The organism is Streptomyces sp. iso_384 (genome assembly GCF_056172905.1).
This window is the reverse complement of sequence record NZ_JBWBTT010000001.1, coordinates 3184536-3203514: the sequence shown is the minus strand read 5'-3', so window position 1 is coordinate 3203514 and position 18979 is coordinate 3184536. Positions and strand designations below refer to the sequence as shown.

General features: G+C 71.6%; 20 protein-coding genes. 14 read left to right on the top strand and 6 right to left on the bottom strand.

Annotation, left to right across the window (positions count from 1 at the left end):
• Positions 1–33: 33 nt before the first annotated feature.
• The 4 genes from bioB (at position 34) to AC0VY3_RS14235 (ending at position 4157) form a co-directional block, all read left to right on the top strand.
• Positions 34–1317, top strand: coding sequence for a biotin synthase BioB (bioB, locus tag AC0VY3_RS14250; protein ID WP_103513123.1), 1284 nt, complete (start codon positions 34–36; stop codon positions 1315–1317).
• Entirely contained in the window at positions 1310–2656 is a 1347-nt protein-coding gene (locus tag AC0VY3_RS14245) for an adenosylmethionine--8-amino-7-oxononanoate transaminase (RefSeq protein ID WP_103513124.1), read from the top strand. The genes bioB and AC0VY3_RS14245 overlap by 8 nt, the downstream gene beginning before the upstream one ends.
• Positions 2657–2662: 6 nt before the next feature.
• Complete coding sequence (gene bioD, locus AC0VY3_RS14240; protein ID WP_475549722.1) at positions 2663–3355, top strand: dethiobiotin synthase; 693 nt, start codon at positions 2663–2665, stop codon at positions 3353–3355.
• 124 nt (positions 3356–3479) lie between these two features.
• On the top strand, positions 3480–4157 hold the full coding sequence (locus AC0VY3_RS14235) for a class I SAM-dependent methyltransferase (protein WP_103513126.1): 678 nt from the start codon (positions 3480–3482) through the stop codon (positions 4155–4157).
• 25 nt (positions 4158–4182) lie between these two features.
• Here the strand turns inward: AC0VY3_RS14235 and AC0VY3_RS14230 are convergent, their stop codons facing one another.
• Both AC0VY3_RS14230 and AC0VY3_RS14225 read right to left on the bottom strand, forming a co-directional pair.
• Positions 4183–4554, bottom strand: coding sequence for a hypothetical protein (locus AC0VY3_RS14230; RefSeq protein ID WP_018957883.1), 372 nt, complete (start codon positions 4552–4554; stop codon positions 4183–4185).
• Positions 4551–4778: an antitoxin gene (locus AC0VY3_RS14225; protein WP_103513127.1), complete on the bottom strand. Its 228-nt coding sequence runs from the start codon at positions 4776–4778 to the stop codon at positions 4551–4553. Before AC0VY3_RS14225 ends, AC0VY3_RS14230 begins: the two co-directional genes overlap by 4 nt.
• Positions 4779–4873: 95 nt before the next feature.
• Here AC0VY3_RS14225 and AC0VY3_RS14220 point away from each other — a divergent pair, with 95 nt between their 5' ends.
• The 6 genes from AC0VY3_RS14220 to mug all read left to right on the top strand — a co-directional run bounded on the left by AC0VY3_RS14220 (position 4874) and on the right by mug (position 10896).
• On the top strand, positions 4874–5317 hold the full coding sequence (locus AC0VY3_RS14220; RefSeq protein ID WP_475549721.1) for a GNAT family N-acetyltransferase: 444 nt from the start codon (positions 4874–4876) through the stop codon (positions 5315–5317).
• Between the two features lie 103 nt (positions 5318–5420).
• Complete coding sequence (locus tag AC0VY3_RS14215; protein WP_475549720.1) at positions 5421–6761, top strand: hemolysin family protein; 1341 nt, start codon at positions 5421–5423, stop codon at positions 6759–6761.
• Positions 6758–7777, top strand: coding sequence for a hemolysin family protein (locus tag AC0VY3_RS14210; protein ID WP_103513130.1), 1020 nt, complete (start codon positions 6758–6760; stop codon positions 7775–7777). Before AC0VY3_RS14215 ends, AC0VY3_RS14210 begins: the two co-directional genes overlap by 4 nt.
• A 59-nt stretch (positions 7778–7836) precedes the next feature.
• A complete protein-coding gene (locus AC0VY3_RS14205; protein ID WP_103513131.1) occupies positions 7837–8706 on the top strand; it encodes an SGNH/GDSL hydrolase family protein in 870 nt (289 codons plus the stop codon).
• 143 nt (positions 8707–8849) lie between these two features.
• Positions 8850–10292, top strand: coding sequence for an adenylosuccinate lyase (gene purB / locus AC0VY3_RS14200; protein WP_181011148.1), 1443 nt, complete (start codon positions 8850–8852; stop codon positions 10290–10292).
• Positions 10293–10311: 19 nt separating this feature from the next.
• Positions 10312–10896, top strand: coding sequence for a G/U mismatch-specific DNA glycosylase (gene mug / locus AC0VY3_RS14195; protein WP_103513133.1), 585 nt, complete (start codon positions 10312–10314; stop codon positions 10894–10896).
• Between the two features lie 69 nt (positions 10897–10965).
• On the opposite strand, the gene AC0VY3_RS14190 is transcribed toward mug, so the two are convergent.
• Both AC0VY3_RS14190 and AC0VY3_RS14185 read right to left on the bottom strand, forming a co-directional pair.
• On the bottom strand, positions 10966–11703 hold the full coding sequence (locus AC0VY3_RS14190; protein WP_475549719.1) for an ABC transporter permease: 738 nt from the start codon (positions 11701–11703) through the stop codon (positions 10966–10968).
• Positions 11704–11705: 2 nt separating this feature from the next.
• Complete coding sequence (locus AC0VY3_RS14185; RefSeq protein WP_475549718.1) at positions 11706–12638, bottom strand: ABC transporter ATP-binding protein; 933 nt, start codon at positions 12636–12638, stop codon at positions 11706–11708.
• Between the two features lie 108 nt (positions 12639–12746).
• On the opposite strand from AC0VY3_RS14185, the gene AC0VY3_RS14180 reads away from it, so the two are divergent.
• The 3 genes from AC0VY3_RS14180 to AC0VY3_RS14170 all read left to right on the top strand — a co-directional run bounded on the left by AC0VY3_RS14180 (position 12747) and on the right by AC0VY3_RS14170 (position 15820).
• Entirely contained in the window at positions 12747–13940 is a 1194-nt protein-coding gene (locus AC0VY3_RS14180; RefSeq protein WP_475549717.1) for a sensor histidine kinase, read from the top strand.
• A complete protein-coding gene (locus AC0VY3_RS14175; RefSeq protein WP_475549716.1) occupies positions 13912–14562 on the top strand; it encodes a response regulator transcription factor in 651 nt (216 codons plus the stop codon). The genes AC0VY3_RS14180 and AC0VY3_RS14175 overlap by 29 nt, the downstream gene beginning before the upstream one ends.
• A gap of 100 nt (positions 14563–14662) precedes the next feature.
• Positions 14663–15820, top strand: coding sequence for an ROK family transcriptional regulator (locus tag AC0VY3_RS14170; protein ID WP_103513137.1), 1158 nt, complete (start codon positions 14663–14665; stop codon positions 15818–15820).
• A gap of 109 nt (positions 15821–15929) precedes the next feature.
• On the opposite strand, the gene AC0VY3_RS14165 is transcribed toward AC0VY3_RS14170, so the two are convergent.
• Both AC0VY3_RS14165 and sigJ read right to left on the bottom strand, forming a co-directional pair.
• A complete protein-coding gene (locus tag AC0VY3_RS14165) occupies positions 15930–16700 on the bottom strand; it encodes a GntR family transcriptional regulator (protein ID WP_086777065.1) in 771 nt (256 codons plus the stop codon).
• 276 nt (positions 16701–16976) lie between these two features.
• Positions 16977–17861, bottom strand: a complete 885-nt coding sequence (gene sigJ, locus AC0VY3_RS14160) for an RNA polymerase sigma factor SigJ (protein ID WP_103513138.1) — start codon at positions 17859–17861, stop codon at positions 16977–16979.
• Between the two features lie 119 nt (positions 17862–17980).
• Between sigJ and AC0VY3_RS14155 the strand changes: the two genes are divergently transcribed.
• On the top strand, positions 17981–18811 hold the full coding sequence (locus tag AC0VY3_RS14155; RefSeq protein WP_103513139.1) for an alpha/beta fold hydrolase: 831 nt from the start codon (positions 17981–17983) through the stop codon (positions 18809–18811).
• Positions 18812–18979: the final 168 nt, after the last annotated feature.

Sequence of the window (18979 nt, the reverse complement as noted above, 5' to 3'; positions counted from 1 at the left end):
TGGAGGCGGTGCGGTAAGCAAGGATCATCTTCCATGGACCTGCTGAACACGCTGGTGGACAAGGGGCTGCGGCGCGAACTGCCGACCCGCGAAGAAGCGCTCGCCGTTCTGGCGACCTCCGACGACGAGCTGCTCGACGTGGTGACCGCCGCCGGGAAGGTGCGCCGTCAGTGGTTCGGGCGGCGCGTCAAGCTCAACTATCTGGTCAACCTGAAGTCGGGGCTCTGCCCCGAGGACTGCTCCTACTGCTCGCAGCGGCTCGGTTCGAAGGCCGGGATCCTCAAGTACACCTGGCTGAAGCCGGACGAGGCGTCCAAGGCCGCCGCCGCCGGGGTGGCGGGCGGCGCCAAGCGGGTCTGCCTGGTGGCGAGCGGGCGCGGCCCGACGGACCGGGACGTCGACCGGGTCTCGAAGACCATCGAGGCGATCAAGGAGGAGAACGAGGGCATCGAGGTCTGTGCCTGCCTCGGCCTCCTCACCGACGGACAGGCCGACCGGCTGCGTTCGGCGGGCGCCGACGCGTACAACCACAACCTGAACACGTCCGAGGAGACGTACGGGGCGATCACCACCACCCACACGTACGCGGACCGGGTGGAGACCGTGCAGCAGGCCCAGGCGGCGGGGCTCTCGGCGTGTTCCGGGCTGATCGCCGGGATGGGCGAGAGCGACAAGGACCTGGTCGACGTCGTGTTCGCGCTGCGGGACCTGGACCCGGACTCGGTGCCGGTGAACTTCCTGATCCCGTTCGAGGGAACGCCGCTCGCCAAGGAGTGGAACCTCACCCCGCAGCGCTGCCTGCGCATTCTGGCGATGGTCCGCTTCGTCTGCCCCGACGTCGAGGTGCGGCTCGCGGGCGGCCGTGAGGTGCATCTGCGCTCGATGCAGCCGCTGGCGCTCCACCTGGTCAACTCCATCTTCCTGGGCGACTACCTGACGAGCGAGGGCCAGGCCGGCCAGACCGACCTTGACATGATCGCGGACGCCGGTTTCGAGGTGGAGGGCGCGGGCACGACGACGCTGCCGCGCCACCGGGCCGACGCCCTGGCCGGCGGTTGCGGTACGCAGGACGCCCCGGCGGGATCCGGCTGCGGATCGCACGAGGCCTCCGGAGCCGGCGGCTGCGGTTCGCACGGTGGCGGCGGGGGCTGCGGGCCGTGCGGTGGCCACGGGGAGCAGGAGCCGGCAGCCGTCGCGAACGCCGAGGCCGAGGCCGCCGGGCCGGTCGCGCGTACGGACGCGGGCGGCGTGGCGCGTACGGATCTGGTGGCGGTGCGCCGTCGCGGTGCGGGAACGGATCTCGCGCCCAATGCCTGAGCCGTACGCCGCCGGATCCACCCCGGGGCCCGCCGCGCCGAAGCCGTACACGCCCGACGAACTGCGGGCGCTGGATCGCGCGCACGTCTGGCACCCGTACGGTCCGATGCCCGGCCGGCAGGAACCGCTGATCGTGGAGTCGGCCTCCGGCGTACGGCTCCGGCTCGCCGAACCCGTCGAGGGCCGAAGCGAGTTGGTGGACGGCATGTCCTCCTGGTGGTCGGCGGTGCACGGTTACAACCACCCGGTCCTCAACGAGGCCGCACGCGGCCAGCTAGACCGGATGAGCCATGTGATGTTCGGCGGGCTCACCCATGAGCCCGCCGTCCGGCTGGCGACCCGGCTGGTGGAGATCACCCCCGAGCCGCTCCGGCACGTCTTCCTCGCCGACTCGGGGTCCGTCTCCGTGGAGGTCGCGGTCAAGATGTGCCTGCAGTTCTGGCGTTCGGCCGGGCGTCCGGCCAAGCGGCGGCTGCTGACCTGGCGCGGGGGCTACCACGGGGACACCTGGCAGCCGATGGCCGTGTGCGACCCGGAGGGCGGGATGCACCAGCTGTGGTCGGGCGCCCTGCCCCGGCAGGTCTTCGCCGACGCACCGCCGGACGGCTTCGACGCGGCGCCGGACCCCGCCTACGTACGACATCTGCGGGAGTTGATCGCCGCGCACGCCCACGAGCTCGCGGCGGTCATCGTGGAACCGGTGGTGCAGGGGGCCGGCGGAATGCGGTTCCACTCCCCCGCCTATCTGCGGGTGCTGCGCGAGGCGTGCGACGAGCACGACGTTCTGCTGGTCCTCGACGAGATCGCGACCGGTTTCGGGCGTACGGGCAAGCTGTTCGCCGCCGGGCACGCCGGGATCTCGCCGGATGTCATGTGCCTCGGCAAGGCGCTGACCGGCGGTTATCTCACGCTGGCGGCGACGCTGTGCACCACCCGGGTGGCCGAGGGCATCTCCAGCGGCGAAGTACCGGTACTGGCGCACGGGCCGACGTTCATGGGCAATCCGCTGGCCGCATCGGTGGCCTCGGCCTCCGTGGATCTGCTGCTCGGGCAGGACTGGGAGGGCGAGGTGGCGCGGATCGGCGCGGGCCTGCGCTCCGGGCTCGCCGTCGCCTCCGGCATCACCGGGGTGGTGGACGTGCGCGTCCTGGGCGCGATCGGGGTCGTCCAGCTCGACCACGAGGTGGACATGACGGCGGCGACCCGGGCGGCCGTGCGCGAGGGCGTATGGCTGCGGCCGTTCCGCGACCTCGTCTACACGATGCCGCCGTACGTCACGGGCGACGAGGACGTGGCACGGATCTGCCGGGCCGTGTGCGCCGCGGCACGGGAGGGCTGAGCAGATATGTCGACGATTCTGGTGGTGTCCGGTACGGGCACGGAGATCGGCAAGACGGTGGTGACCGCCGCGGTGGCGGCCGCCGCGCGAGGCCGCCGGGTCGCGGTGCTCAAGCCCGCGCAGACCGGGCTCGCGCCCGGGGAGCCGGGTGACGCGGCCGAGGTGGCGCGCCTGGCGGGCAGCCATGTCACCGCTGTCGAACTGGCGCGGTTCCCCGAGCCGTTGGCCCCGGCCACGGCCGCCCGGCGGGCGGGACTCGTGCCCGTACGGCCGTTCGAGGTGGCCGAGGCGGCGGAGAAGCTGGCCACCGAGCACGACCTGGTGCTGGTGGAGGGTGCGGGCGGGCTCCTCGTACGGTTCGACGACGAGGGCGGCACGCTCGCGGACGCGGCCCGGCTGCTGTCCGCGCCGGTGCTGGTGGTGGCCCCCGCGGGCCTGGGCACGCTGAACGCCACCACGCTGACCGCCGAGGCGCTGCGGAGCCGGGGGCTGAGCTGCCGGGGCGTCGTGATCGGCAGCATGCCCGCGGAGCCGGACCTCGCGGCCCGCTGCAACATCGAGGATCTGCCGGTGGCGGCCGGCGCACCGCTGCTGGGCGCGGTACCGACCGGAGCGGGTTCGCTGTCGGGCGCCGACTTCGCCGAAGGCGCATCGGGTTGGCTGGCTCCGGAGCTCGGCGGGACCTGGGCCGCGCGCTGACGGGGCGTGCGGTGGCGGCGGGCGGTCCTCGGGGATTCCCGCCGGGGCGATCCGGGGGAGAATCGTGGAGGAGCGTCACGTCCACTCCTTGAGCGTCACGTCCACTCCTCGACGGAGGTCCGTCATGCAGCTGCGCAGCAGGAAGCTTCCCCGGGACGCCGTGCACCACCCGGTCTTCGCCCGCTTCTACGCCCGGGTGAGCGTGACCGCCGACCAGAGGGGCGGCATCGCCGCGTACCGCGAGGAACTGCTGGCGGGGCTCTCGGGCCGGGTCATCGAGGTCGGCGCCGGGAACGGGCTGAACTTCGCGCACTACCCCGGTGCCGTCTCGGAGGTCGTGGCGCTGGAGCCGGAGCGCTCGCTGCGGCAGCTCGCCGTCCGCTCCGGGCTGCGCGCCGAGGTGCCGGTGGACGTGGTGCCGGGGGCCGCGGAGGCGCTGCCGGTCAAGAGCGAGGCCTTCGACGGGGCGGTGGCGTCCCTGGTCCTGTGCACCGTACGGGATCTGCCCCGGGCGCTCGCCGAGATCAGGCGGGTCCTGCGCCCGGGCGGTGAACTGCGGTTCTTCGAGCACGGGCTGGCTCCGGGCCGGGCGCTGGCCACGGCGCAGCGAGCGGCCGACCGGACCGTGTGGCCGCTGCTCTTCGGCGGCTGTCACACCGCCCGGGATCCGCTGGCGGCGATCGCGGCGGCGGGCTTCGAGATGGGCACGTACCGCAGGCTGCGCATTCCGGAGTCGGGTCTCCAGATGCCCTCCTCACCCTGTGTCCTGGGCGTGGCCCGCAAGCCGTTCACGGAGGACTGAGCACGCCCGGTGGTGCGGTCCGGTCTCACACGCTCCACTGCCGCAGCTCGTCGGCGATGGCCCGGACGTCCGCCTTGCCCTGCTTCACCAGCAGCGCCAGATCGCGGACCTGCTCGGGCGAGGTGATGACCTTGAGCCCGGAGGCGACGAGATAGCCGTACGCGACGGCCGAGGCGAACATCGCGTTGGAGTGTTCGAGCGCGGGCACGTGCAGCAGCAACTGCAACAGGGCGGCCGCCCGCGCGTGCGGGTCGCTGTAGACGGCGCTGCCGAAGATCTCCGCGTCATGCCGTGCGACGGCGGCGACCAGCGCACCCCAGTCGACGACCTGCGGGTCTCCGGGTGTCTTGTGCTCGGCGACCATCAGCAGCCAGGAGAGGTCGATCCGCAGATTCAACGGGTACCTTCGCGCTCCGGGCCGAACTCCTCGGCGAACACCGACTCGTACTGCTTCATGAAGTCGGCCGCGGCCTCGACGAAGGTGTGTCCGGCCTCGCCCGCGTCCCGCTGGACCAGTTCTTCTATGTAGCGGTTCACGCTCATCCCCCTCTGCAGCGCGCGCTGTCGCGCGGCCTCGGCGGTGGCCTCGTCCACTCGGACGTTCAACTGGGTCTTGGGCACACCATCACGCTAGCGCGGCCGCGCTAGCACCGGCAAGAGGAGGGTGTGTCCGCACGGCGAAACGCAATCGACGCCCCGGCTCGGCGGGTGGTGGGATGGCCGTCATGAACGATCTTTCGATACGGTCCGCGACCCCGGCCGACCTGGACGAGGTCCTCGCCTTCTGGAAAGTGGCCGCCGAGGGCACCAGCATCAGCGACGACGGGGACGGCGTCGCACGCCTGGTGGAACGGGACCCCGAGGCGTTGCTCCTCGCGGAACGGGAGGGGGCGCTGGTGGGCACCGTCATCGTGGGGTTCGACGGCTGGCGCTGTCATCTCTACCGGCTCGCGGTCCATCCGGACCAGCGGCGCCGGGGCGTGGGCGGCGCCCTTCTCGCGGCGGCCGAGGAACGGTTCACCGCACTGGGCGGACGGCGCGCCGACGCCATGGTGCTCGACCGCAACACGTCGGCCCAGCACGCCTGGCGCGCGGCGGGCTACGCGCCCGAGCCGCAGTGGAGCCGCTGGGTGAAGCATCTGACGGACCGACGGCGGTAGGACGGCGCGCGGCCGGGCAGACGCCCAGGATGCCTGGTAGCCGTTTCCGCCGACACCGCGCGGTCTTTCCGTCCCTGCCCGATCATGGGACGGAGGTGAACCGATGACCGAAGTGCTTCTGCTGCTCGTCGCCCTGCTGCTCTGCGTCGCCTGCGGCGCGTTCGTCGCGGCGGAGTTCTCACTGACCACCGTGGAGCGCGGTGAGCTGGAACGGGCCGTCGAGCGGGGCGACCGGGGTGCCGCGAGCGCGTTGAAGGCGGTCCGCAGCCTCACCTTCCAGCTCTCGGGCGCCCAGCTCGGCATCACCGTCACCAACCTGGTGATCGGCATGCTCTCCGAACCGTCCATCGCCAAGCTGATCCGGAGCCCCGTCGAGGCGGCGGGGCTGCCTCCCGCCGCCGCGTCCACCCTGGCGCTCGTCATCGGTACGGCGCTGTCGACGGTGGTCCTGATGGTGGTCGGCGAACTGGTTCCGAAGAACTGGGCGATCTCCTCCCCGCTGGCCGTGGCCAAGGCGGTGGCCACCCCGCAGCGCGCGTTCACCGCGGTGTTCCGGCCCTTCATCAGCCACCTCAACAACACGGCCAACCGGATCCTGCGCCGGTTCGGTCTGGAACCGACCGAGGAGCTGGCCTCCACCCGCAGCCCGCAGGAGCTGGTGGCGCTGGCCCGGCACTCCGCGAAGGCCGGGGCGCTGGAGGCGGACACGGCCGAGCTCTTCGTCCGCACCCTGAACCTCTCGGAGCTGACCGCGGAGAACGTGATGACCCCGCGGGTCCAGGTGACCGCGCTGGACCTGCACGCGACGGCCGAGGACGTCGCCAACGCCACGCGGGCGACCGGTCTGTCCCGCTTCCCCGTCTACCGGGGCAGCCTGGACACGGTGGTCGGCGTGGCCCACATCAAGGACGTGCTGGCGATCCCCGCCGACCGGCGGCCCCGCACCCGGGTCTCGGAACTGCTGCGCGAGCCCCTTCTCGTACCGGAGACGCTCACCGTGGACAAGCTGCTGGACCGGCTGTCCGGACGGCTCGCCATGGCCGTGGTGATCGACGAGTACGGCGGGACGGCCGGGGTCGCGACGCTGGAGGACATCGTGGAGGAAGTCGTCGGCGAGGTCCGGGACGAGCACGATCCGCACGAGACGCCCGATCTCGCCGCCGCCGGTGAGGACGCCGACGGGCGGACCCTGTGGTCGGCCGACGGGGCGGCGCGCACCGACCAGCTCCGCAGGATCGGTCTACGGGTGCCGGACGGGCCCTACGAGACGCTCGCGGGACTGATCGCCGCCGAGCTCGGGCGGATCCCGGCGGTGGGCGACCGTGTCGAGCTGGCCGGATGGCGGATCGACGTGGTGGACGCCGCGGGCCGGCGGGCCGCGCGGGCCCTGCTGCACGCCCCGCTGCCCGGCTCCGAGGACGACCGGACGGAGGGCGCGCGGTGATCGTTCTGCAGCTCTTCATCGGCCTGCTGACCCTCGTGGCCAACGCCTTCTTCGTGGGCGCCGAATTCGCCCTGATCTCCGTACGCCGCAGCCAGATCGAACCGGAGGCCGAGGCCGGGAACCGGAGGGCCCGCAGTGTCATCTGGGGGCTGGAACACGTCTCCGCGCTGCTCGCCGCCGCCCAGCTCGGCATCACGCTCTGCACCCTGGTGCTGGGCATCGTCGCCGAACCGGCCATCGCGCATCTGCTGGAGCCGGTCTTCGACGCGGTGGGGGTGCCGCACGGACTGGTCCACCCGCTGTCGTTCGTCATCGCGCTGGCGGTGGCGACCTATCTGCACATGCTGCTGGGCGAGATGGTCCCGAAGAACATCGCGCTGGCCGAACCGGCGCGGAGCGCCCTGCTGCTGGGCCCGCCGCTGGTCGCGATGGCCCGTGGTCTGCGTCCGGTGATCTTCACGGTCAACGCGTTCGCCAACACCCTGCTGAAGCTGTTGCGGGTGGAGACGAAGGACGAGGTCTCCGCGACGTTCTCGGACGACGAACTGGCCCGGATGGTGCAGGACGCCGGCGACGCCGGGCTGGTCGACGACCGTTCGGCGCAACGGCTCCACCACGCTCTGGAGCTGGGCCGTCGGCCGGTGCGGGATGTGGTGATGCCGGTCGACCGGGTGCTGTACGCCAGGGTCGGCACCACTCCGGAGGAGCTGGAGCGGCTCTCGTCCGAGTCGGGGTTCTCCCGCTTCCCGGTGATGGACAGCGAGCAGCGCATCCTCGGCTACCTCCATGTGAAGGACGCCCTGGACGCGACGCCCCGCGACGTGCCCTTCCCGGTGACGGCGATGCGGCCGATCGCCCGCGTCCGGGCGGCGACCCCGCTGGACGACGTGCTCACCGCTCTGCGGCGCAGCAGGACCCACTTGGCGGCCGTCCTCGACGAGGACGGCCGGCTGGTCGGTATGGTCACGATGGAGGACGTCCTCCGCGAACTCGTCGGACGCCCGCAGTCCCGCTGACCCGCCGACCGGCAGACCCGCTGGTCCACCGCCCTACCGACCGGTAGGATTGTCGGGCCATGGAACTGAATGCCTCCTACACCAGTCTCGTCGCGGTCGGCGACTCGTTCACCGAGGGCATGTCGGACCTGCTCTCCGACGGCAGCTACCGGGGCTGGGCCGATGTCCTCGCCTCCCGGCTGGCCTCGCGGTCCCCCGACTTCCGGTACGCCAATCTCGCCGTACGCGGGAAGCTCATCGGCCAGATCGTCGACGAGCAGGTGGAGGCGGCGGCCGCGCTCCGGGCCGATGTGGTGACGCTCGTCGGCGGGCTCAACGACACGCTGCGCCCGAAGTGCGACATGGGCCTGGTCAAGGGGCGACTGGAAGAGGCCGTGGAACGTCTGGCCCCGTCCTGCAAGCAGCTCGTCCTGATGCGCAGCCCCGCCCGCAACGGACCGGTGCTGGAACGCTTCCGGCCCCGCATGGAGGAGCTGTTCACCCTGATCGACGACCTGGCCGCCCGGCACGGGGCGACGGTGGTCGATCTCTACAGCGCACCTTCACTCAGCGACCCCCGGATGTGGGACGTGGACCGGCTGCACCTCACCGCCGAAGGGCACCGGCGCGTCGCCGAGGCGGTCTGGCAGACCCTGGGGCTTCCGGCCGAGCAGGACTGGTGGACGCCGGTCCCCGCTACCGCACCCCCGCGCTGGGCCTCCCGGCGCACCGAGGACATCCGCTTCGCCCGCCGTCACCTCGCCCCGTGGATCGGGCGACGGCTCACCGGCCGCTCCTCCGGCGACGGCCGCTCGGGCGCACAGTTCGACACCACCACGGGCAGGGCCTTCTGGATCACACCCACGAACACCGAGACCCCCGGCCCGGTGACGGAATGGCACCGCGCCGCCTCCCCCGACGCCACACTGAGCACCCCCGAAGCCGACTGACCCGAGACCACACCGGGCCCGGCCCGCGCCACCACACCCTGGCCTTGTCCACATCCACTCCTCCGCTCCTCCGCGCCTTCGTAGCAAGCCACAAAGCAGGGCGCGTCGCTGGCCTGCACAAACCGCCAGTAGAATCCGTCCACGTGACTGCTGTGTCTGCGAAGCCTCGCATCCCCAATGTCCTGGCCGGCCGCTACGCCTCGGCGGAGCTGGCTGTCCTCTGGTCCCCCGAGCAGAAGGTGAAGCTGGAGCGTCAGCTGTGGCTGGCGGTGCTGCGCGCTCAGAAGGACCTCGGGATCGAGGTGCCCGATGCGGCGCTGGCCGACTATGAGCGCGTGCTGGACCAGGTGGACCTGGCCTCGATCGCCGAGCGCGAGAAGATCACCCGGCACGACGTGAAGGCCCGGATCGAGGAGTTCAACGCCCTCGCCGGTCATGAGCAGGTCCACAAGGGCATGACCTCCCGGGACCTGACGGAGAACGTCGAGCAGCTTCAGATCCGCCTTTCGCTGGAGCTGATGCGCAACCGCACCGTGGCCGTACTGGCCCGGCTCGGCAAGCTCGCGGCGGAGTACCGCGAGCTCGTCATCGCCGGCCGCTCCCACAACGTCGCCGCGCAGGCGACGACGCTGGGCAAGCGCTTCGCGACTGCGGCCGACGAACTGCTGGTCGCCTACGGCCGCCTGGAGGACCTTCTCTCCCGCTACCCGCTGCGCGGGATCAAGGGCCCGGTCGGCACAGCGCAGGACATGCTGGACCTGCTCGGCGGCGACGCGGACAAGCTCGCCGACCTGGAGCAGCGCATCGCCGGGCACCTCGGCTTCGCCGAGGCGTTCACCTCTGTCGGTCAGGTCTACCCCCGATCGCTCGACTACGACGTGGTCACCGCCCTGGTGCAGCTCGCCGCGGCGCCCTCCTCGGTGGCGAAGACCATCCGGCTGATGGCCGGCCACGAGCTGGTGACCGAGGGCTTCAAGCCCGGCCAGGTCGGCTCGTCCGCGATGCCGCACAAGATGAACACGCGCTCCTGCGAGCGGGTGAACGGTCTGATGGTGATCCTGCGCGGCTACGCCTCGATGACGGGTGAGCTGGCGGGCGACCAGTGGAACGAGGGGGACGTGTCCTGTTCCGTGGTGCGCCGGGTGGCGCTCCCGGACGCGTTCTTCGCATTCGACGGCCTCCTGGAGACCTTCCTGACGGTGCTGGACGAGTTCGGCGCGTTCCCCGCCGTCGTGGCACGCGAGCTGGACCGCTACCTTCCGTTCCTGGCCACCACCAAGGTCCTGATGGGCGCCGTCCGGGCCGGGGTGGGCCGCGAGCTGGCACACGAGGCGATCAAGGAGAACGCGGTCGCCTCCGCCCTCGCGATGCGGGAGCAGGGTGCCGAGCGCAACGAACTGCTCGACAAGCTCGCCGCGGACGAGCGGATCCCGCTGGACCGCGCGCAGTTGGATGAGCTGATGGCCGACAAGCTCTCGTTCACGGGTGCCGCCGGCGACCAGGTCTCGTCGCTCGTCGCCCGGATCGAGGAGATCACCAAGCAGCACCCCGAGGCGGCGAACTACACCCCCGGCTCGATCCTCTGACCGGCACCGCCCCCGCCGTATGACCCCCGAAGAGCTGAGCGCCGCCCGTGACCGCATCGTCCCCGATGTGGCCGCGGGCGGTCTGCGCGTGCTCTTCTGCGGCATCAACCCGAGCCTGATGACCGCGGCGACGGGCCACCATTTCGCCCACCCGGGAAACCGGTTCTGGCCAGTCCTGCACCGGTCGGGTTTCACGCCCCGGCAGCTGCGTCCTTCGGAGCAGAGCGAGTTGCTCGGCCTCGGGCTCGGCATCACCAATGTGGTGGCGCGGGCCACGGCCCGGGCGGACGAGCTCCGCGCGGACGAGTTCCGGGAGGGCGGGGCCGCTCTGACGGCGAAGGTCGAACGGTTCGCCCCGCAGTGGCTCGCGGTGGTAGGCATCACCGCCTACCGCACAGCCTTCGGTGAGCCCCGGGCCCACATCGGCCCCCAGGACCGCACGGTCGGCGGCGCCCACGTATGGGCTCTCCCCAACCCCAGCGGCCTCAACGCCCACTGGACGGTCCAGAGCATGGCCGAGGAGTACGCCCGCCTCCGGGACGCCGTGTTCACCCGCCCCTCCCGGCCGGGCCGACCGACCGCCGGCCCGGCGCTGACCGACTGAGCCGAGTCGGCCGCCCGGCCCCGCCTTCACCGACTGAACCGAGCCCGCCGCCCCCTTTCGGTTGGGGCCTCACGCGTCCCGGTTGCGGACCGCCCACCAGCCCGCCAGGAGCGCTGCCGCCGCCCACGCGGCTGCCACCGCCAGGCCCGTCCATGGCCCCAGGCTGTCTCCCGGATTCTGGTGCAGCACCGCCTGCCCGGCGCGATCGGGCAGAAATCGCACCACCGCGGTGGCGACGTCCACGAATACGAAGGGGACGATCAGAAGGAGCGGTATGAGCAGACCGAGCACCGCGACCGCGCTGCGCATGAGTGCCGCGAGACCTGCCGCGAGCAGCGCCATCAGCGCAAGATAGATCCCTCCTCCGATGGCGGCGCGCAGCACACCCGGGTGCCCCAGGCCGATCGCGTGCTCCTCCAGGAAGAGTTGACCGACCAGGAACGCCGCGAAGCTGGTCACCAGCCCGATGACGAGCGCCGCCCCGCCGATCGCCGTCATCTTCGCCGCGTAGAAGAGGGAGCGGCGGGGAACCGCGGCGAGCGACATGCACAGGGCTCCGTTGAGGAACTCCGAGGAGACCGCGGTCGCTCCGAACGCGACGGCCGCGATCTGCCCGAAGTTCAGTGCGAAGAAGGCGTTGAGGACCGCGTCGGATCCGGCCCGCTCCGCCTGCTCCTGGCCGACGGTCCCGAGGACGAGCACGGTGACGATGAGGGTGATGGCGAAGACGGCCATCAGGGAGCCGTAGGTCGACCGTATCGATCTGATCTTGATCCACTCGGAGTGGAGTACTGCCGTCAGGGTCATGTTCACGCCTCCGTGCGGTCGCGGGTGGTCGATGCGGCGAAGGGGGTGTCGCCGGCCGTGAGGTCGAGGTAGGCCTGTTCCAACGTGGCCCGTTCATCGCCCAGTTCGAGCAGGGGAATGCCTTCGTCGGCGGCGATCGCGCCGATCTCCTCCGCTGTGACGCCGTCGATCGTCCAGCGGTCGTCCTCGGCCTGTATCCCGGTCAGCCCCCTGGAGGTCAGTGCCGGGCGGAGCCTGCCGGGTTCGGTCGTGCGCAGGCGTACACGGGGGCGACTGCGGGAGTCGAGGAACTCCTTCATCGGCATGTCGGCGAGCAGGCGGCCTCGGCCGAGCACCACGAGGTGGTCGGCGAAGGAGGCGGTCTCGTTCATGAGGTGGCTGGAGACCAGCACCGTCCGGCCCTCGCGGGCGAGTCGCTTCATGAGTTCGCGGATCCAGATGACGCCTTCGGGGTCCAGCCCGTTCGACGGCTCGTCCAGCATGACCACCCGCGGGTCGCCGAGCAGGGCGGCCGCGATCCCGAGACGCTGACGCATGCCGAGGGAGAAGGACTTGATGCGCCGGTTGCTCACATCGCCGAGTCCGGTCTCCTCCAGCACGGCCGCCACCCTCGACATGGGTATGCCGTTGCTCGCGGCGAGTGCAGCCAAGTGGCTGCGCGGTGTGCGTGAGCCGTGCGCGGCCTGGGCGTCGAGCAGGGCGCCGACGGTGCGCAGCGGTTCGGGGAGCTCCGCGTAGGGCTGCCCACCGATCGTGGCGGAGCCGCCGGTCGGCCGGTCCAGGCCGAGAACGAGACGCATGGTCGTGGACTTGCCGGCGCCGTTGGGGCCGAGGAATCCGGTGACCCTGCCCGGTCGCACGCGGAAGCTGAGGCGGTCCACCGCACGGGTGGTTCCGTACTCCTTGGTGAGTTCGTGGACGTCGATGCTGGTCATGTCTTCGAGACTGGCCGGTGCGGCGGGCGCGCCGCTTCCCCCGCCAGCGGGGTTCGTCTCCCTCTCATGGGGGAGCCGGTGCGCTCGGCCCGCTGGGACGATGAGGACATGCACCGCATTCTCACCCCGCTGACCAGCGCGGTCACTTACAGCCGCTGGTTGCACATGTTCATTCCGGCCGCCGCTGCCAGCGTGTGGTTCTTCATCTCCGACCAACTCTGGATGCCCCTGCTCTTCGCGGTGCCGGTGGGCCTCATACCCGCGATGCGTCTCGAGGAGGGCCTGCAGGCACAGTTGCTGCTGACTCCGTCCGAGCGCGGGCAGCCCGACGCCTCCATCGCGGTGGCTTCCTCGGCCAGTTGGGCCGAGCGGTGGCGGACCGTGCTCTGGCTGGAGCTACGGCTCCTGATATCGGCCGCCGCGATCCTGGCCCTGTGGTTGCCCGTGGCCTCGATCGAGCTCGTCCTGTCGGCAACGGGCAGGCCTCCGGGCGGGCTGGTCGAAGGTTTGAACCCGCACTGGTGGAACGTGCTGCTCGCACCGCTGCCGATCGTTCCGCTGCTCGTTCTCGTGGTGCTCGGGGGCCGGCTCAGTACGGCTGCCGCCCGTTGGCTGCTGGGTCCCTCGCCGACGGACCGGCTGAGTGTGCTGGAGGAGCTGACCGAGCAGTTGCTGGAGCGCAATCGCATGGCTCGCGAGCTGCACGATTCCATCGGCCATGCGCTGACGGTGGCGGTGGTGCAGGCCGGAGCGGCGCGGGCGGCGAACGATCCGGCGTTCACGGAGCGGGCGCTGGCCGCCATCGAGGAGACCGGGCGCGATGCGCTGGAGGACCTGGAGCGGGTGCTGCGGGTGCTGCGCGAATCCGGCACACCCGTGAGCAGGCGGCCGACGCTGGGCGAGGCGGAGCGGCTGCTGGAGTCCGCGAGGAGTTCCGGGGCGACGGTGGATGCACGGGTGTCCGGGGATCTCGGCCTGGTCCCGGCGCCGGTTTCACGGGAGGGGTATCGGATTCTTCAGGAGAGCCTGACCAATGTGCTCCGTCACGCGGGACAGGTTCCCGTCCGGGTGAGCATCACGGTGGCCGACGAGCGGCTGGAGCTGGAGGTGGTCAACCCGCTGTCCGGGACGGCCGGCCTGCCGGGGAGCGGCAGTGGACTGCGCGGTATGCGGGAGCGGGCCGCGTTGCTGGGCGGGAAGGCGCGGACGGAGTCGCGGGAGGGTGAGTGGCGGGTGCGCGTGAGCCTCCCCCTGGACGGCATACGCTGGTCGGATGCCCTTCACCGTTCTTCTGGTCGATGACGAGCCCTTGGTGCGCGCCGGTCTGCGTGCCGTGCTGGAGGCCCAGCTCGATATCGAGGTGGTGGGTGAGGCGGCGGACGGCGCCGCGGTGATCCCCCTGGTGAACCGGTTGCGGCCCGACGTGGTGGCGATGGATGTGCGGATGCCGCTGATGGACGGCATCGAGGCGACCCGGCTGGTGCTGCGTACGGTGCCGGATCCTCCGAAGATCCTGGTGGTGACGACGTTCGAGAACGACGAGTACGTGTACGAGGCGTTGAGGGCGGGGGCGGACGGCTTTCTGCTCAAGCGCGCCAGGCCCGCGGAGATCGTGCACGCCGTGCGGCTGGTGGCCGAGGGTGAATCGCTGCTGTTTCCGGCGGCGGTCCGGCAGCTCGCTGCCGAGTACGGGACGGACAAGGCACGGGCCGCCCTCGATCGGGCGGCACTCACCGACCGGGAGGCAGCGGTGCTCCGGCTGATGGCCCGAGGGCTGTCGAACGCGGAGATCGCGGCCGACCTCGTCGTCGGGATCCAGACGGTGAAGTCCCATGTCAGCTCGGTCCTGGCGAAGTTGGGTGCGCGGGACCGCACGCAGGCGGTCATCGCCGCCTACGAGTCCGGATTCGTCGCTCCGGGGTGACCCAGGTTGCGGCTCGGTACCGGCTTTCCTCGCTGGTCGCAGGGGTCCCGGCCAGCGAGTACGATCCGGCAGACATGCGCACGAGCTGGGAGGACATACCGTGGGCCGGCTGACCGGTGGGGACCCGTCCCTGTTGCGACGGATCAATTCCGCGGTAGTGCTGCACGCGCTCAGGGGGGCCGGCGCGCCGACGCTGACGGACCTGACCCGAATCACCGGGTTGTCCCGGCCGACGGTCGAAGGGGTTGTCGAGGGGCTGTTCGAAGCGGGGCTCGTGGTCGAGGCCGTGCCCGACGAGAGTGAGGCGCGACGCCAGGGGCGCCCTGCCCGCAGGTTCCGTTTCCGGGCCGAGGCGGGTCACCTCCTCGGGGTGGAGATCGGCCCGCACCGGGTGTCCGCGCTCATCTCGGGGCTCGACGGCCGGATCGTCGGGGCCGGCTCCCGCGCGGTGTCGGAGACCGCCTGCGCCGATGACCGGCTCGACCAGGTCCGGGCTGTCATCGCGGATGTGCTGCGGCGCACCGGGGTGGCCCGGAGCAGTCTGCGTGCGGTCGGCGTGGGCAGCCCCGGAATCGTGGAGGCCGACGGCACGGTGCGGCTGGGTACGGCGTTGCCGGACTGGACCGGGCTCGCGCTCGGGGAGCGGCTTCGCCGTTCGTTCCGCTGCCCGGTGCTCGTCGAGAACGATGCCAACGCCGCCGCGGTGGCCGAGCACTGGAAGGGCGCGGCCACCGAGTCCGACGATGTGGTCTTCGTGCTGGCGGGGCTGAGCCCCGGCGCGGGTTCCTTGATCGGCGGGCGTCTGCACCGGGGGTTCGGCGGGGCCGCCGGGGAGATCGGCGCTCTGCACCTGCTGGGCAGGGATGTGACGCCGGAGCATCTGCTGTCGACGACGGACACGCCGCTGGACCCGCTGGACGAGCCCGCGGTGGCCGCGGTGTTCGCCAAGGCCCGGGAGGGCGATGCGGGGGCCGAGGCGGCGGTCGAGCGGTTCCTTCAGCGGCTGGTGCACGATGTGGCGGCACTGGTCCTGGCGCTCGACCCGGAACTGGTCGTGGTCGGCGGCTGGGCCGCCGGGCTTGACGGAGTACTGGAACCCCTCCGCCGGGAGCTGGCCCGCTACTGTCTGCGTCCGCCCCGGGTGACGTTGTCGCTGCTCGGTGAGGCCGCCGTCGCGACAGGCGCGCTGCGGCTCGCCCTGGACCACGTCGAGGAGCAGTTGTTCGCCGTCGAAGGGGCTGTGACCGCCCGCCGCTGACCGCCCGCCGGCCTCCCACGGGGAGATCCCGGGGAAAGCGCGCGCCCGCCGCTTCCGAGGGCCGGAGTCCTCGGAAATCGGCGGGCGTGGGGCGAGCGGGCCGGTGGCGTCAGGATGCCTGGCGCTCCGGCTGTTCGTCGTGGCTGATCTCCAGTGCGCCGGAGTCCCCGAAGGTGAGCCGGCAGGTGTCCGCGCGGTAGGTGGCCACGGACACGGCCGCCGTGCCGTCCGCGGTGAAGTAGCGGGTGGTGACGACGAGGACGGGGGCGCCGGGGAGCCGGTCCAGTTCCTTGGCGTCGTCCGCCCGTGCGGAACCGAGCTCCACGGAGCGGTCCTGGCCCTGCAGGCCGAGCCGGTGCAGCTCGCGCAGCACGCTGCGGGCCCGGACGGGGCCGGACGGGGCCTCGATGGCGGAGAGATCGGGCACCGAGGAGGCGGGGATGTAGAGGAGTTCCGCGGCTACCGCCTGCCCCTGGGTGTCACGGATACGGCGCACCACGTGGACCGGTTCGGCGGGGTCCGTTCCGAGCATGACGGCCACCGCCGCCGGGGCCTTGTCCATGGTGCTGTCGACCGGTTGCCAGGCCTCGCCGCTGACACCGCCCGTCCATTCGTGCTGGGCGGTGGAGACGGCGATGCCCACGCGCGGCGGGGCGACAGTCGTCCCGACTCCACGGCGGCGCTGCAGTCTGCCTTCGAGTTCGAGCTGCTCCAGGGCCTGCCGGAGAGTGGCTCGCGCGACACCGAACCGCGCCGCGAGGTCCCGCTCGTTGGGCAGGATCTCCCCCACCGCAAAGTCCGAGTCGAGTGCCTCACTCAGCACGGTCTTGAGGTGCCAGTACTTCGGCTCCTGAACCGATTCCAGCTGCGTGGTCCCCACCCTGTCCTCCGCAATCGCCCAGCGTCTTTTTCCGCGACGTTATTTATTAAAGGTTCCTGTCTTAAGTGGAGACCCTAGGACGGCATACCCCCTTGGTCAAGACCAATACTTATTCCGTAACGGAACGAAACGGGACTCTGGCGCAGAGCGTTCACACGACGTTCGCGGCGCCGTGAGGCGCACGCAGCACAGAGCCCCGCCATCGCGGCGGACGGCGGGGCTCTGACCAGGAACGGAGCGGACCTGCGGGGCCGAGGCGGCCGGTGGTGCATGTGACTATGCGGCGGACACTCCGGAGAGCTTGTCCGGATTACGAATGATATAGGCGCATTGAATGACACCTTGGCTGACTTCGATCTGAAAGACGGCGTCGGGCTTCCCGCCGACGAAGTAGACGGCGGCGGGTCCACCGTTGATCTCCACGATGCGGATTTCCCCGTCCGGGGCGACGTCGCCCGCCACCGCGAAGAGGAAGCGACCGACCTTGTCGGCGGTCTCGATGATCCGCCGCGGCGCCTTCGCCTTGCCTCCGCTGTCGCTGACGAGCCGGACGTCGGGGGCCAGCAGCGCGAGCAGCTGCTCGATACCGCCTCCGGAGGCGGCGGCCAGGAAGCGTTCGGTGAGGTCGCGCCGCTCGGCGGGGTCCACGTCGTAGCGCGGCTTGCGCTCCTCCACATGCCGCCTGGCACGGCCGGCGAGCTGCCGGACGGCCGCCTCGGTGCGGTCCAGGGCGGTGGCGATCTCGGCGTACGGGAATCCGAAGGCCTCCCGGAGCACGAACACCGCACGCTCCAGCGGCGAGAGCGATTCGAGGACGACCAGCACGGCGAGCGAGACGGAATCGGCGAGGACGGCGCGTTCCGCGGTGTCGGGCAGGGCCGGGCCGAAGTCCGTGACCACCGGCTCCGGCAGCCAGGGCCCCGGATACGACTCCCGCCGCGACTGCAGGTGCCGGAGCCGGTCGATGGCCAGCCGGGTGGTGATCCGCACCAGGAAGGCGCGCGGCTCCCGGATGTCCTCGCGCGCCGCCGCCGACCACCTCAGCCACGCCTCCTGGACCACGTCCTCGGCGTCGGCGATGCGGCCGAGCATGCGATAGGCGACACCGGTGAGAACGGGCCGGTGTTCTTCGAAGAGCTCGGTCGCGGCGTCGGCGGTCATCGCTCCATCCCAGCCCACGGGCCACCCGCTGTCCAGCGGGAATCGCCCGGCCCCTTGAACTCCAAGCTACCCGGCGGTAATTGTTGTTGACGATGTGTCTACCCACTTCAGGGAGCAGCATGACCACCACGGTCTCCTTCACCGTCGCAACGGCCGACGGCCCCCGTCCGGTCTCGGTCGCGTACGAACGGACCGGCTCGGGCGAACCGTTGCTGCTCCTGCACGGCATCGGGCACCATCTGCAGGCCTGGGACCCGGTGACCCGGATCCTGGCCGCCGAACGCGAGGTGATCGCCGTGGACCTGCCCGGCTTCGGCACTTCGCCAGCGCTGCCGGACGGAGTTCCGTATGATCTCGGGACCGTCGGTCCGGTGTACGGGGCCTTCTGTGCCGAACTCGGCCTGGACCGCCCTCATGTGGCCGGGAACTCACTGGGCGGCATGCACGCGCTGGAACTGGGCCGCGCCGGGCTGGCGCGGTCGGTGACCGCGCTGTCCCCTGCGGGCTTCTGGACCGAGGCGGAGCGGCGCTACGCCTTCGGCACCCTGCGGACGATGCGCCGGAGCGCGCTGGCCCTGCCGGTGCCGCTGATAGAGCGCCTGTCGCGCAGCGCGACCGGACGGACGGCTCTCACCAGCACCATCTACGCCCGGCCCGGCAGGCGTTCACCGGAGGCCGTCGTCGCCGAGACGCTCGCCCTGCGCGCGGCGACCGGCTTTCACCGGACGCTGGAGGTCGGCCGGGGCGCCTCCTTCGACGAGGACGTCAAGGGCATACCCGTCACCGTCGCCTGGGGCACCCGCGACCGGATCCTGCTGCGCCGGCAGGGAGTCCGCGCCAGGCGGGTGATCCCCGACGCCCGGCTCGTGCGACTGCCCGGCTGCGGGCACGTCCCGATGAACGACGACCCGGCGCTCGTTGCCCGCGTCATCCTGGACACCAGCCGCTGAGCCGTCCTGCCGGGGCGCCGGCACACTGCCGGAGAGTCGCGCTCCGGCGCCCCCGCGCCGGCCGATGACGCCCGAGCCGTACGCCACACCGGCACCGACCAGGAGGCTTCCCGCGCCCTGGGCGAGGCCGTACGTCCCGGCCCCGACCAGTGGTGCGGTCAGGGCTGC